This is a genomic window from Undibacterium sp. CCC3.4 (genome assembly GCF_034347425.1).
Lineage (GTDB): Bacteria > Pseudomonadota > Gammaproteobacteria > Burkholderiales > Burkholderiaceae_D > Undibacterium.
In genome coordinates this window covers 1,403,873-1,418,184 of sequence record NZ_CP133779.1, presented here as the reverse complement: position 1 = coordinate 1,418,184, position 14,312 = coordinate 1,403,873, and the positions used below count along the sequence as shown (strand labels likewise).

11 protein-coding genes are annotated in these 14,312 nt (G+C 55.3%); 10 read left to right on the top strand and 1 reads right to left on the bottom strand.

Annotated features, from left to right (window positions below):
• Window positions 1-21: 21 nt before the first annotated feature.
• The 5 genes from RHM61_RS06420 (at window position 22) to RHM61_RS06400 (ending at window position 6,266) form a co-directional block, all read left to right on the top strand.
• Window positions 22-480, top strand: coding sequence for a DUF2721 domain-containing protein (locus tag RHM61_RS06420; protein ID WP_322251050.1), 459 nt, complete (start codon window positions 22-24; stop codon window positions 478-480).
• Window positions 481-569: 89 nt separating this feature from the next.
• Window positions 570-2,243 (top strand): long-chain fatty acid--CoA ligase, encoded by a 1,674-nt coding sequence (locus tag RHM61_RS06415; protein WP_322250306.1) that lies wholly within the window; start codon window positions 570-572, stop codon window positions 2,241-2,243.
• A gap of 436 nt (window positions 2,244-2,679) precedes the next feature.
• Window positions 2,680-4,329, top strand: a complete 1,650-nt coding sequence (locus RHM61_RS06410) for a methyl-accepting chemotaxis protein (RefSeq protein ID WP_322250305.1) — start codon at window positions 2,680-2,682, stop codon at window positions 4,327-4,329.
• An 18-nt stretch (window positions 4,330-4,347) separates the two neighbouring features.
• Window positions 4,348-5,199: an HDOD domain-containing protein gene (locus tag RHM61_RS06405; protein ID WP_322250304.1), complete on the top strand. Its 852-nt coding sequence runs from the start codon at window positions 4,348-4,350 to the stop codon at window positions 5,197-5,199.
• A gap of 101 nt (window positions 5,200-5,300) precedes the next feature.
• A complete protein-coding gene (locus tag RHM61_RS06400; RefSeq protein WP_322250303.1) occupies window positions 5,301-6,266 on the top strand; it encodes an MBL fold metallo-hydrolase in 966 nt (321 codons plus the stop codon).
• A 39-nt stretch (window positions 6,267-6,305) separates the two neighbouring features.
• Here RHM61_RS06400 and RHM61_RS06395 read toward each other — a convergent pair whose 3' ends face one another.
• Window positions 6,306-6,518: a SlyX family protein gene (locus RHM61_RS06395; RefSeq protein ID WP_322250302.1), complete on the bottom strand. Its 213-nt coding sequence runs from the start codon at window positions 6,516-6,518 to the stop codon at window positions 6,306-6,308.
• A gap of 269 nt (window positions 6,519-6,787) precedes the next feature.
• On the opposite strand from RHM61_RS06395, the gene RHM61_RS06390 reads away from it, so the two are divergent.
• From RHM61_RS06390 to RHM61_RS06370, 5 genes are all read left to right on the top strand, one after another.
• Window positions 6,788-7,309 carry a chemotaxis protein CheW gene (locus RHM61_RS06390; protein WP_322250301.1) on the top strand — a complete coding sequence of 174 codons (522 nt, stop codon included), beginning with the start codon at window positions 6,788-6,790 and terminating at the stop codon, window positions 7,307-7,309.
• A gap of 89 nt (window positions 7,310-7,398) precedes the next feature.
• The gene (locus tag RHM61_RS06385; RefSeq protein WP_322250300.1) at window positions 7,399-8,919 is read left to right on the top strand and encodes a B12-binding domain-containing radical SAM protein; all 1,521 of its coding nucleotides are present in this window, start codon (window positions 7,399-7,401) and stop codon (window positions 8,917-8,919) included.
• Between the two features lie 179 nt (window positions 8,920-9,098).
• The gene (locus RHM61_RS06380; RefSeq protein ID WP_322250299.1) at window positions 9,099-10,958 is read left to right on the top strand and encodes an IucA/IucC family protein; all 1,860 of its coding nucleotides are present in this window, start codon (window positions 9,099-9,101) and stop codon (window positions 10,956-10,958) included.
• Entirely contained in the window at window positions 10,919-12,175 is a 1,257-nt protein-coding gene (locus RHM61_RS06375) for an MFS transporter (protein WP_322250298.1), read from the top strand. Before RHM61_RS06380 ends, RHM61_RS06375 begins: the two co-directional genes overlap by 40 nt.
• 18 nt (window positions 12,176-12,193) lie before the next feature.
• Entirely contained in the window at window positions 12,194-14,302 is a 2,109-nt protein-coding gene (locus RHM61_RS06370; RefSeq protein WP_322250297.1) for a TonB-dependent siderophore receptor, read from the top strand.
• Window positions 14,303-14,312: the final 10 nt, after the last annotated feature.

Here is a 14,312-nt window from a genome sequence, read left to right as displayed (position 1 = left end):
ACAACAGGATGCCTTCTCATGATCAACCTTCAACTCGGCGATGTCAGCCACATCATACAGTTGGCCATTGCCCCGGTATTTTTACTCACCGGCGTCGGTACCAAACTCTCGGTCTTGACCAGTCGCTTGGCACGCATCATCGATCGCGCCCGTGTGGTGGAAGAGTTGCTGCTCAAGGATGCACGTAACCGCGACGAGCTCGAAGAAGAACTCGACGAACTCTACCGCCGCTCGCACCTGATCAATCGCGCCATTACCCTCAGTACCGGCACCGGCTTACTGATTTGCCTGGTGATTGCCGCGCTGTTTCTAGGCGACGCCACCGGCCTGAGTTTGGACAAGTTCATCGCCGCCCTGTTTGTCGGCGGCATCTTGTCCCTGATAGGCAGTTTTATTTTCTTTATGCGCGAAATTTTCGTCGCCACCCAAACTCTCTCGCGCCAGCATCAGCGCGATAAAATCCGCCGCTCGCAACACTGACATTCTGCAGCGATGTTGCAGTGCATGCTGCAAATCAAACGTAACTGTGGCACTCTGGACGCTGATCTGATTCCTTTACGGAGCGTCTGATGAATACCTTGCACTATCCTCACTGGCCAATTGGCTTGCCACATCAATTGCAAGTCCCGGCCACCAGTGTCTATCACAACCTGCAGATTTCGGCGCTGCGCTATCCAGACAAGCCGGCGCTGATTTTTTATGATGGCGTGCTCAGCTATCGCCAACTGCATGAGGAAGTGCTGGCGCTGGCGGCGTGGTTGCAACAAGTTGCAGGAGTGCGCAAGGGTGATCGGGTCTTACTCGACATGCAAAATTGCCCGCAATTTGTCATCGCCTACTATGCCATCCTGCGTGCCGATGCCATGATCGTACCGGTCAACCCCATGCTCATGCACGATGAGTTGGCGCATTACCTGGACGATAGTGGTGCTCGCGTCGCCATCGTCGCACAAGAAATCATGCCGCGTCTGAGCGACTTTCTCGACAGCGGCACCTTATCCCATTTGCTCGTCGCCAGTTACGCCGATTATCTGCCGGCCAGCACAGACTTGACTGTGCCGGATTTCGTGCGCGCCAAAATGGATGCTCCACAACAAACCGGCATCCACACTTGGCGTGCCGCCATCGCGGCGACACGGATTCCAGCCCCACATCAAGCCGGACCAGACGACCTCGCTTGCATGCCCTATACCTCAGGCACAACCGGCCACCCCAAGGGTTGCATCCATAGCCATCGCTCGGTGATGTTCAACATCGTCGCCAGTCCGACCTGGTCGGGTGCCGTGGTGCCGAATCATGTGGCCTTGGCCGTGTTACCATTTTTTCACGTCACCGGCATGCAATCGGTCATGAACAGCATGATCTACTGTGGTGCCACGCTGGTGATTTTGCCACGTTGGGATAGGAACGCCGCCGGCGAGCTCATCACCCGTTATGGCGTCACCAACTGGACCTTGGTCCCGTCGATGATGATCGATTTTTTATCCAATCCACGCTTGGGCGAGTACGATATTTCCAGCCTGACCCGCGTCTCTGGCGGCGGAGCGGCGATGCCGGCCGCGATTGCGCAAAAATTACTCGATTTGTCGGGGCAAATTTATATGGAGGGCTACGGTTTATCGGAAACCATGGCACCGTCCCATCTCAATCCACCACAGCGCATGAAGCAACAATGTCTGGGCATTCCCTTCTTCAACGTCGATGCCCGCGTGGTTGATCCGCTGACCCTGCTCGAAGTAGCACAAGGGCAGAGCGGTGAAATTTGGATACATGGTCCGCAAGTTTTCCAAGGCTATTGGAATGATGCGAAAAAAACCGCCGAGGCCTTCGCCGAACTCGACGGTAAACAATTTTTTCGCTCCGGTGACCTCGGCTATATCGATGAGGAAGGTTTCTTCTTCTTTACCGATCGCCTCAAACGCATGATCAATGCCAGCGGTTTCAAGGTCTGGCCGGCCGAAGTGGAAAGCATGATGTATCAGCATCCGGCGATACAAGAATGTTGCATTATTGCCAGTGCCGATCCTTATCGCGGCGAAACCGTCAAAGCGATGATCGTCAAAAAACCCGGTGTCAGCGTCACTGCCGAAGACATCAGCTTCTGGGCGCATGAAAAAATGGCGGCCTATAAAGTACCGCGTTTGATCGAGTTCATCGACACCCTACCTAAATCAGCAACCGGCAAAGTAATGTGGCGCAGCTTGCAAGAGCAAGAGAATGCCCGAACCGGGAAAGCTAATTAGATGCTTACGTGGCCCGCAAAATATTTTTTTGCGAGCCACGTATTATTCGGTCAAGTTATCACCGCACTGATAAAACATCGAGACTCCCTACTGTTTGCCATATTTTGAGTGGCAAAACGCCAAGCTCACTGCGCGCCGCTGTCGTATGTAAACCAAGTTTCATAAAACCATCTTTGCCGCCCAGCTATTTTAGAATAGTATGGGACAAACACGAGAATCTTGCGTGCCGGAACTTTGCGTAAGGATTTCCACTTGCGCAGAGATGGCCAGCCATGGTCTGGGTTGGCGAAGTTTCGGCTGCCATTCTTCGTATGGCTTCACCCTGTTTCGTAATAGTTTGCGGTGCATGGATGACAACAGTGCGGCGCATACAGCTCGCCCGCTTGCGTCCTTCAAGTACTGACACATACCCATTTACTAAGTTAAGGAGCAAAGCATGAATCTTCGTCAAATGCGTATCGGAACACGACTGGCGGTCGGCTTCGGTTTCATTATGGTTTCGCTGATCGTGGTACTGATTATCGGCAGCGTACTGAGCGCCAGTAATCGGACCCACATGACGAACGGTATGGAACTCGCACATACCAAGACCGCCCTTGCTGCCAGCATGAAAAGCAGTATGCTCGAAGGTGGGCTGGCGATTCGCAATATCGGCCTGCAAAGCGATTTGGGCGAAATGGAAAAACAAAAACTCGTCCTCAAGGCCCAGCACGAACACTTCTATGAAGCGCGCAACAAGTTGATCGCACTGGGCTTGTCGAACGATGAGAAAAAAATCGTCGATGTCATTTCCGGTTTCGATCAACAAGTTGAAATACCGACCAAAGAAGCCTTCAAAATGCTGTTGTCATTCAATGGTGAAGAGGCGGTCAAACTGATTGCGACCCAAATCGACCCCTTGCAGCAAAAAGCCTTGTTAGAAATTAATAAACTGGTGGCCTTGGAAGATAGTGCCTCGGCCGAAGTTTCGGTACTCGCCTCCAGTAATGCCAACAAATTGGTCATCACCCTACTGCTCATCGGTAGCGCCATTCTGCTGATCGGGATTGCTTTTTCCATCTTTCTGACCCGCAGTATCACCGGCCCGTTGCAAGACGCCGTGCAGATTGCCCAACGCGTTGCCGCTGGCGAACTCACGCATCGCGATGCTGACGCAGGGCATGATGAAATCAGCGAATTACTCAATGCCCTCAAAGAGATGAGCGACAACCTGTTCCATATCGTCAGCGAAGTACGCCAAGGTACCGATGCCATCGCGATTGCTTCCGGCGAAATTTCCAGCGGTAACAGCGACCTGTCTTCGCGCACCGAGACCCAGGCCGGGGCACTCGAAGAAACCGCCAGCTCGATGGAAGAAATCACGGCAACGGTACGCCACAATGCCGATAACGCACGACAAGCCAATGCCTTGGTCAATTCCGCCTCAGGCTTTGCCATCAAAGGTGGCGAAGAAGTCGGTAAAGTGGTACACACGATGAATTCGATTAAAGAAAGCTCGCGCAAAATCGTCGATATCATCAGCGTCATCGATGGCATTGCTTTTCAAACCAATATCCTGGCCTTAAACGCCGCCGTCGAAGCGGCCCGTGCCGGCGAACAGGGGCGTGGTTTTGCCGTGGTGGCCTCGGAAGTGCGCAATCTGGCACAACGCAGCGCCAGCGCCGCCAAAGAAATTAAAACCCTGATCGGCGATTCGGTTGAAAAAGTCGAATCGGGTGGCAAACTGGTCGATGCTGCCGGACAAACCATGCACGAAATTGTCAGCTCGGTGAAACATGTGGCCGATATCATGTCCGAAATCACTGCCGCTGGCCAAGAGCAAAGCGCCGGTATCGAAGAAGTCAACCGCGCCATTACACAGATGGATGAAATGACCCAGCAAAATGCTGCCCTCGTCGAGCAAGCGGCGGCGGCAGCGGAAAGCATGGAAGAACAAGCCGGTAACTTGGCACGTGCGGTGGCCGCGTTCAAACTCGGCAGCGACCCGCGTCAGCAATTACGCCGCGCCAGCCCACCGCCGGTCAGTGAAACCGGTTTGAACACGCGGCAAAAAATGGTTCGTGCACTAGGGCTACAACAAAGTTAAGCTGAAGCGAGCTGAGCCATGATGAACAAGTCGCAAGCCTTGGAAAAAATTGTCGCTCAAGTCAGCGTGGGGGAACTGTATTTTCCCACTAATGTCAGCGCTACCCTGGGCATACAAGAGGCGCTCAATGCGCCCGACTGCGGCATAGAAACCGCGGCGAAATGGATCATGAAAGAACCGCTGATTGCCGCACGCGTGGTGGCCATCGCCAATTCGGTCGCCTACAGCCGCTTTGGCGGTGGCGTGACCAACGTGCGCACCGCCATCAGCATTCTCGGCTTCAGTACTTTACGCTCCGTCACCGCAGCGCATGTGATTCGCCAAATCAGCATGGCGGTCAATAATGCCGAGCTACGCGCGCGCATGGAATTGCTATGGCAACATTGTGCCCATGTCGCCGCCATGGCACATTTGTTGGCGCGCAAAATCAGCCGAGTCGATCCTGAAACGGCCTTGTTTGCCGGCGTAGTCCATGAGGTCGGCGGCTTTTATTTGCTCGCACGTGCAGAGGAATTCCCCGCCTTGCTGGAGCCACAGCGCTGCGCCCCAGACGATGCGCTGCTCGAAGACCACGAAATTGTGGTCGGCCGCGCCGTATTACACAAACTCCTGGTACCCAAGCGCGTCGTCAGTGCCATAGAAACGCTGTGGTATGGCACGCTCACAACGCCACCCGACAATCTCGGCGATACCCTGCTGTTAGCCAATGAACTCTGCGGCTATCCCTCGCCACTCGATCCGCGTGATCCGGTGGCCTCGGCCGCACAGGCCGCACGCATCGATTTTGCCGTCGGCGATACCAGCTTGCGCGCCCTGCTGGTACTGGCCGAACCGGACTTGGCATCCTTGACGGCTTGCTTAAGCAATTGAAAAATTGAGCAATTGCTCAACGGCAGCAAGCTTTTTCATTCTTAGGCATAATCGGAACGGCATATTTTTGCCTCGTCTATTCGACACAAGGAAACTTTCTCATGAAACTATCTCATTTACTCTGCGCTGGCATCGTCAGCGCCGCGGTTCTGCTGACCGGCACGGTCAGCACTGCGCTGGCCGCAGCCCCACAAGCCAACACTGCCGCCCCCGGCTTTTACCGCATCAAGCTGGGCGACTTTGAAGTCACCGCGCTGTCCGACGGCACCGTCGCTTTGCCAGTGGATAAATTGCTGACCAATACCACAGCAGAAAAAACCCACAGCGCGCTGGAAAAATACCACCAACATAGCCCGCTCGATACCTCGGTCAATGCCTACTTAATCAATACCGGCAGCAAACTCATCCTCATCGACAGCGGTGCCGGCGGCCTGTTCGGTCCGACTCTGGGCAAACTGCCAGCCAGCTTACAAGCGGCCGGCTACCAGCCGGAACAAATCGATGAAATCTATATCACCCACATGCATGCTGACCATGTCGGCGGTTTAGCCGATGGCGCACAAATGCGCTATCCGAATGCAGTGGTACGGGTCGATCGCCATGATGCCGATTTTTGGTTAAGCCCGCAGCAGCGCGACGCCGCCCCGGCGGACCAAAAGAACGCGTTCAGCAATGCCGTGAATTCGCTTAATCCGTATGTGAAAAGCGGGAAATTCCTGCCTTTCGATGGCGACACCAAGCTCGTTGCCGGGATCACAGCGATTGCGGCACCGGGCCACACGCCTGGTCACAGCATCTATAAAATTGAAAGCAAGGGCCAAGTCTTGATGTTATGGGGCGATTTGATGCATGTCGCCGCGGTACAGTTTGATCAACCGTCCGTCACCATTGCCTTCGACAGCGACAGCAAGGCCGCCGCGGTAGAACGCAAAAAAGCCTATGCCGAAGCGACACGCCAAGGATATTTGGTCGGCGCCGCTCATCTGTCCTTCCCGGGTCTCGGGTATGTACGCAGCCAAGACCAGGCTTACGCCTGGACGCCGATCAATTACGCACCGGCACAGTAAGTCCAAGCCTGCCGCTCGCGGGGATCTGGTGCGGCAGGATCAGTAGTGGGGCGGACGTTCATCGGCCGCACCGTTACGTCCACCGGACGTATCGGCCAGTTCACGTATGCGCGTGGTTAAAGCAGTCATCCAGCCGGCCATTTCGTCGAGCTTTTTTTGCTGACGATACACCTGAGTATTTAAAGTCTCGACCAGATCATCTTGGCGCGCGAGACGAATTTCCAAATCAATCAAACGTTCTTCGGTATTCATTATGTATGCTGACAGTATTGTGCAAAATGGAGCCATAGTATGCCACAGCGGCAACGCGCTCAGATTACTACTCTTTGTCAGCGGCAAACAGATAAGGTCTGTAGACATTTAATTGTGAGGAATTGTCAGCAAAGTACGGCATACAACACCGAGGTCAGACTCACAACATGTATTGCTGGAAAATTCGTCTTGCTTGCACTACTATGAAGTCCTCGCTCTCATTTTCGGCAAGCCTCACGACGGCTTGCTTCCCTTGGAGGAATGTATTGATGTTCAATGAAAACGCAGGTCCAGGTAACACATCGGCATCCTCATCTGACGATGAAACATCGCAGGGAGCGGCGCTGGAATTTCTTTCCTTTACGCTCGGTCGTGAAGAATACGGCATCGATATTCAAAGCGTGCAAGAATTACGCGGCTACGAAGCCGTCACGCGCATTGCCAACGCCCCCGACTTCATGAAAGGCGTAATGAATTTGCGCGGAGTGATTGTGCCCATCATCGATATGCGCATGAAATTCGCACTCGGTAACGCCGTCTATGATCAATTCACCGTCGTCGTCATTCTCAATGTCGCCGGCCAAACACTGGGCATCGTGGTCGACAGCGTGTCCGACGTCATCACACTCAAGCCAGCACAAATCAAGCCGGCACCGGAAATCGGCTCGACCATCGAAGCGAGCTTCATCATCGGTTTGGCACCGCTGGAAGAACGCATGCTCATCCTCATCGATATCAAAAAACTCATGACGGCCGAAGACATGGGCTTACAACTCGTTGGCAGTCACTAGCAGCCTGAGTGGCAGGAATTTCTATGCCGCGCCAAGCCAGCGCGCGGCACAGCGTACAATAGCGGCTTATTCTTTGTTCTTTGCGCTCCATGACTATTCTGCTGACCACTCTCAATGCACGCTATGCCCACGCTTCGCTGGGCTTGCGTTACTTACTCGCCAACATGGGCGAGCTCACCGAACAAACCCGTCTGCACGAATTTGTCATCGGTGCGCGCAGCACCGACATCGTCGAAAAAATCCTGGATCAACGCCAGCCCGGTGAAAAATTCATCGTCGGCTTCGGCGTTTATATCTGGAATGTGGTCGAGATCACGCAAGTGGTGGCGGTACTCAAACGGGTGGCACCAGACGTGGTGGTAGTGTTGGGAGGACCGGAAGTTTCGCATGAAACCAATGATCAGGAAATCATTCGTCTGGCCGACTATGTCATTACCGGTTGGGGCGATATCAGTTTCGCCGAATTGTGCCGACAAATTCTTCAGGGCCCGCAACCCTTGATGAAAATTCACGCCGGTGTTCAAGCGCCGCTACAAGACCTCAAATTACCCTACCAACTCTACAGCGACGACGATATCCGCCACCGCACCTTGTATGTGGAAGCCTCGCGCGGCTGTCCGTTCAAATGTGAATTCTGTCTGTCGGCACTCGATAAAACCGCTTGGCCGTTTGATATCGATGTGTTTCTGGTCGAGATGGAAGAACTGTACCAACGCGGCGCGCGGCTATTCAAATTCGTTGATCGCACATTCAATCTCAATATCAAAACCAGCCTCAAGATCATGCAGTTTTTTCTCGACAAGCTGGCGGCCGCACCAGATGACCCGGTGTTCGCGCATTTTGAAGTCGTGCCCGATCATTTACCTGACGCGCTCAAAGAAGGCATACAGAAATTCCCCGATGGCACACTGCAATTCGAAATCGGCATACAGAGTTTTAATCCCGAAGTGCAGCAACTGATCAGCCGCAAACAAAACAATGAGAAAGCGGCCGAGAATATCCGCTGGTTATGCACGCACTCGCACGCCCATTTGCACGTCGATCTGATCGCCGGTTTGCCGGGAGAGACGTTGGAGAGTTTTGCCGCCGGCTTCAATCAATTGGTTGCCCTCGGCCCGCATGAAATTCAATTCGGTATCCTCAAGCGCTTGCGCGGCACGCCGCTGATCCGCCATACCGAAGCCTTCGCCTTGGCCTTCGATCCGCTGCCGCCGTATACCATTCTGGCCAATCGCGATATCGGTTTCAGCGACATGCAGCGCTTGGTACGCTTCGCCCGTTACTGGGATTTGGTGGCCAATTCCGGCCGCTTTGCGCATACCTTGCCGGTATTATTGGGCACGGCAGCGTTTGAAAATTTCATCGCTTTTGCCGACTGGGTGTATGCCCATACCGATGCCACCCATCGCATTGCACTCGACCGCCTGGCCGGTCTGGTCATGCGCTTCTTGCAGCAAGAACGCGGCATGCCACAAACTGCAGTCGAACTGCTGCTGGCCAGCGATTACGCCGGCCATGCCAAGCACAAGCAAGGATCAAACACTGCGGTCACGGCGCTGACCCCGCGCACTGCCGTACCGCAACGTCAAAGTCGTCATCTGGCGGCGTAAACAAAACGCTGGAATTAATCGCGCCGCCGCAAAGAAATTGCTGCGGCGCTTCATTATCATTGCGTCAACTCAATTCTTTGTCGCGAATCCGCACAAAATGTCGCTCGCTGGCTGAGCTTCATTGCGAATAATTCTCGTTTACATTACGATATCCATCTCCCTTTGTATTGAGGTCGATGATGAATGTGAGCACCCACACGCCGCCAGCACCTTTGCAGTCGGGCACCGATCTGATGCTAGAACAAGCACAGCGCGATGGTCTGCACCGTTTTCTGCAAGCCCTGCTACGCGAAAATTTTCTATTCAAACCTGAGCTCATCAGCGATGCCGGGCTGACTTGGATACCGCTATGGTCTGAACAAATGCTGCTGCGCGTCGAAGGTTTGCGGCTCGGGCGAGCCGGCCATTGTCACATCAGCGGTGCCATCACACTGTACAAAAATGCGCAGGCACCGCAACTGTTGCGTAGCGCCGGCGCGCTGCTGGCACACTTAAGCGGCACGCCGTATCTGCCGCTTACGCCGGCGGCGCAGCGACGCTTGGCCGCAGAACTCGACAACAGTGCGGCCAACGATGCGCTGTCGCTGCATTATCGGCGGCAATGGGGCGAGCAATTGCGGCGCTTGGCAAGCACCCATCACCATCCCAGTTTTTTTTCCCTGCTCTGGCACGAGGAACTGGTTCCCGACCCCTGCCTACTGTTAGAACAATGGGGTAGCCAAGGACATCCGTTTCATCCCGCACACAAGAGTAAGCTTGGCTTAACCAAGCACGAGGTGTTGGCGTATGCACCGGAATTTCAGGCGCAATTTCCACTGCGTTTGGCAGCGGTCAGGCGCGCGTGTATGCGCGTGACCATGAGCCGCCCCGAACGCGCCTGCCGTGCTTGGCTGAGTCGTCACTTCGGCACCGAACTACAAGCTTGGGAGCAGGCCTTAAGGGCCAGCGGGCGCGAGCCGTCCGAGTGGCTGCCGCTGCCGCTGCATCCGTATCAGGCCAGCGCCGTTTTGCCACAGAAATTCGCCAGCGAAATCGCTGCGGGTCAGTTGTTGTTAGACACCGGCATCAGCTTGCGCGCCGCAGCCACCATGTCGATGCGCACTGTGGTACCCCTGCACCGACCAGGCACTCCGCATATCAAGCTGCCCTTAGGCGTACAACTGACCAGTGCGGTGCGCACGGTATCAAATAAGGCCTGCATCATGGGGCCGCGTCTGACCACGCTGCTGCGCGCGATACTGTTACGTGAACAGCATTTCAACGGCAGTCTCGATATTCTCGGCGAAGAGCTCGGTATGCATTTTATCGATCCCAACAAGGATAGCGACAAACATGGCCACTTAACACTACTGCTACGGGAAAATCCGCTGGAAAAACGCGACCAACTACACTTGCCGCTGCCGGTCGCCAGCCTGTTCGCCAGCTCACCGGTGAGTGGCCGTCCATTCATCACCGAGCTCGTTACGGCAGCCGTTGGTGACCATCCAGCCGCTGCGCTCAGCTACTTCCGTGATTACTGCCATGTCGTCCTCAAGGCGTGTTTGAGCGCCTACTTGTTATACGGTATCGCCTTCGAAGCGCACCAACAAAACAGCGCCATCATCGTCAACCGGCGCGGCCAACCGTGCCGCCTGCTGCTGCGCGATTTCGGTGATCTGCGGATTCACAGCGCGCGCCTGACGGAACAACACTGCACACTCGACAACTACCAAGCCGGACAAATTTTATTTACCGAGCTCGCACCGGTACGAGAAAAATTTCTGCACGCGACCATGTTATGCCACTTAGCCGAGCTCGGCATGCTACTGGCGCAGACTTATCAACAAGAGCAAGACTGCTACTGGAAAATTATTCAGCATGTCAGCGCCAATCTGTTTTCACGGCTACGCCCACGCTGCCAACCGGCATACTGGGAGCGCGAGCGGCACGCCATCTTGCATGCTGACTGGCCGGTCAAAGCATTACTACGTATGCGTTGCGAAGATGCGAAGGAGGATCTATGCGGCAGCATGCCCAATCCGCTGCGCAACTTTCCTTAGCCGCCAACGCGTCGGCTGGCGTCAGCACATTGCGCAGACTGTTTCTAATCCAGTTACTGACCATCGCCGCCATGGAAATGAGTGCACCGTTTTGGCCGCTGCATCTGCGCCAGATCAGCAGCTTATCTGGACCGGTCTTGGCCGGCGTCAGCTTCTTAGTGTACGCCGGCCCGCTCGTGATGGCGATCTGCAGCAGCCCATTTTGGGGTCGTTTGGGTGACCGGCGTGGCCATAAGCTCATGCTCTTGCGTGCCTTATTGGCCTTGGCACTCACGCAGTGCTGGATTGCCTGCTCCGACGATCTCATCAGTATTGTGTGCGCCCGCCTGCTGCAAGGTGCCTTGGCCGGTTACATTACCGCGGCCCAAGCTTATGGCAGCGTCTTGGTCGGCCCGAGCGGGCGCGCCGGCTTATTGACGCAGTTGCAGCAAGCCAATGCGCTCGGCTCGCTGCTTGGCCCCCTGCTCGGGGCGGCAGTCTATGGCTACAGTAGTTTTGCGCAACTCAACTTACTGGCCGCCTTGCTGTGTCTGCTGGCTGCCCTCGCCACGCTGTGCTGCTTGCCGCGCCTGCCACCGCCTGCCGCTGCGCCGCTGCCCACTGCACCGACCACAGCCGCGGCGGTGCCAGCGCCGACGCCGTTAGCGCTGCTGTTAGCTGCCATCTTCATCGTACAGAGCGCGAAAATGACACCACAAGTTTTCTTAGCCTTACATGTTGAGCAAGTGCTGCTGGCCGCGCCTTGGCTGGCCGGCCTGTGTTACGCGGCCAGCGCACTCGGTCTGTGTTTGGCCGCGCCCTTGTGGGTGCGCCGTTTTAAACACGCCAGCCCGGCGGCGATATTGCGCGACGTGGAATGCTGTTGTTGGGCTTGCGTACTGCTGCTGGCTTGGCAAGCCCTGAGCCACAACCTCGCGCTGTTTGTCTTGTGCCGCCTGCTCTGGGGTGCCTGTCTGGCGGCCTTGCTACCGGTGTTCTACAGTTTGTTGAACCATGCCGCACCAACACTGGCCGCCGGCTATCTGCTCGGCTTGGCCAACAGCGCGGCTAAAACCGGTGCCCTGCTTGGTCTGTCAGCCGGTGCACTGGCGCTGGCCTACTTGGCGCCAGCGTGGCGCTGGTGGCTAGTCAGCGCCGAGTATCTGCTGTGCGCCCTGCTGATACACCAGCAACGCCGTCGCTGGCTGGCTCTGGCCGCTCATCCTTCGCTGACGTGAACCTCACTACTTCCTGCCATGACAAAATCTCTCTACCTCCTTAGCTTGTTGACTATCGTGCTGTGCCAGCCGCTGGCAGCAGAAAGCAACGGCGCGGCCGATTTACCTGAAGTTCAGGTGAATGACAGCGCTATCTCAGTCGACAGCTATGAAACCACCGCAGCGCGCAGCGCCACCAAAACCATGGCAGCACTGCGCGATATTCCACAGATCGTCAATGTGGTACCGCAAGTTGTTATGCGTGAACAACATGCCTCATCGTTTCAAGATGCCTTACAAAATGTCGCAGGGCTCAGTTTCAGCGTTGGCGATGGTCAGCGCGATCAAGTGACGATACGCGGCTTCACGGCGATTCTCGATCAGTATGTCGATGGCGTGCGTGACGATGCGTTTTACTACCGCGACTTGTCCAACATTGAACGCATCGAAGTACTCAAGGGTCCGGCCTCGGTTTTATATGGGCGTGGTTCAGCCGGCGGCATGATCAACCGAATTTCTAAAAAGCCGACCACGGCCGCGCGCGCCGAATGGTCGGCCACCTTAGGATCACATGGCCAACAGCGCAGCGACATCGATCTCGGCAATGGCAACAGCAACGGCACGCTGGCATGGCGACTCACCGGAGCACTCGAAGACAGCCGCAATTTTCGCGACCAATATTTTTTACGCCGACAAACGCTGGCACCATCTCTGCTGCTCAATCTGAGTTCCGCCACCACCTTGCTGCTGCAAGCCGACTACCTGCACGACCGCCGCTTGGCCGATCAAGGTTTGCCGGGCTATCATGGCCGTCCGGTTGATGTGCCGGTGAGTACCAATTATGGTGCTGCCAATGGTTTTCAACGGGGCTATGTGCAATCGCAGGTGCTCAGCACCACCGCTACCCTCGATCACCGTTTCAACGAGAGCTTGAGCTGGCACAGCGTGGTGCGCGCCTTCGATTATTCTCTCGATCGCAATTACACCGGCATTGGTGAAATCAAAGACGGTGCCAGCCCCAGCGTCGCCATCGGTGCGGTTAAACGTTTACGCGATGAACGTGGGGTATTCTGGCAAAACGAATTACAACAACAATTCACTTGGGGCACAACACGCCATCAATTATTGTATGGCGTGGAATTAGCACAGCAAAATAAAAGCGAAATTTTATGGAACCGTAACAATTCCGCCGTTTATCAATTGTTCCATCCGAGCTTAGTCAATCTGCCGCCGGTACCGACCGATCGTGCACCGGTCACCGATACGCGCAGCCGCTTTCACAACACGGCCGTGTATCTGCAAGACTTGCTGACGCTGAGCGCGCACTGGAAAATTTTAGCCGGTGTGCGTTACGATTATCTGCAACAAATACGCGATGATTTGAGTAGTAAAAATATCGATCTCAAACGCGGCGAAAAATTATTTTCGCCGCGCGTGGGCGTGGTATTTCAACCCACCGAACAACTGTCTTGGTATGCCTCGCACAGTCGCTCGTTTCAACCACTGGCGGACAGTTTTACTTTGCGTGCCAACACCGACACATTGCCAGCAGCCGCGACGGTGAATAATGAAATCGGCCTCAAGCTCGACCTCGCAGCACGCGCCAGCATCACGGCCGCACTGTTTCACATGTCGCAAACCGGCATCGCCGTACAAGACCCGGAAAACAGCCTGGCATCGCTGCCGATAGGGCAACAAAGCACACAAGGTCTGGAGCTGAGTTTTGCCGGACAACTGAGTGAAAAGTGGGAATTGTTAAGCGGCTATGCCTCGATGATTGGCAAGATCAGCGACTCGCCTGAACTGACCAGCGTCGGCACACCGTTCCAAGGTAATCGCGCCGCGTTGACACCACAGCACAGTGCGCACTTGTGGCTCAAATACAGGCTCACGCCGAGCTGGTATTTGGCCGCCGGCGGCCGCGCCGAATCGGCGCGTTTTGCCTCACCCGATAACTTGCTCAGCTTACCCGGCTATGCCGTACTTAACCTGGCGGCCGCTTATCAGAGTAAGACTTTCGATCTCAATCTCAGCGTAAAAAACGCTCTCAATCGGCGCTATTTTGTGGCGGCCCACAGCGGTGCCAATGATTACAATATGCCCGGTGAAACGCGCGGCTTGTATGTCAGCTTACGCTATCGTTTCTGATTTCTTTCAC

Coding starts and splice junctions, on each gene's coding strand:
- RHM61_RS06405 (WP_322250304.1), top strand. CDS start 4,348: ATGATGAACAAGTCGCAAGCCTTGGAAAAAATTGTCGCTCAAGTCAGC.
- RHM61_RS06415 (WP_322250306.1), top strand. CDS start 570: ATGAATACCTTGCACTATCCTCACTGGCCAATTGGCTTGCCACATCAA.
- RHM61_RS06385 (WP_322250300.1), top strand. CDS start 7,399: ATGACTATTCTGCTGACCACTCTCAATGCACGCTATGCCCACGCTTCG.
- RHM61_RS06400 (WP_322250303.1), top strand. CDS start 5,301: ATGAAACTATCTCATTTACTCTGCGCTGGCATCGTCAGCGCCGCGGTT.
- RHM61_RS06410 (WP_322250305.1), top strand. CDS start 2,680: ATGAATCTTCGTCAAATGCGTATCGGAACACGACTGGCGGTCGGCTTC.
- RHM61_RS06380 (WP_322250299.1), top strand. CDS start 9,099: ATGAATGTGAGCACCCACACGCCGCCAGCACCTTTGCAGTCGGGCACC.
- RHM61_RS06370 (WP_322250297.1), top strand. CDS start 12,194: ATGACAAAATCTCTCTACCTCCTTAGCTTGTTGACTATCGTGCTGTGC.
- RHM61_RS06375 (WP_322250298.1), top strand. CDS start 10,919: ATGCGGCAGCATGCCCAATCCGCTGCGCAACTTTCCTTAGCCGCCAAC.
- RHM61_RS06390 (WP_322250301.1), top strand. CDS start 6,788: ATGTTCAATGAAAACGCAGGTCCAGGTAACACATCGGCATCCTCATCT.
- RHM61_RS06395 (WP_322250302.1), bottom strand. CDS start 6,518: ATGAATACCGAAGAACGTTTGATTGATTTGGAAATTCGTCTCGCGCGC.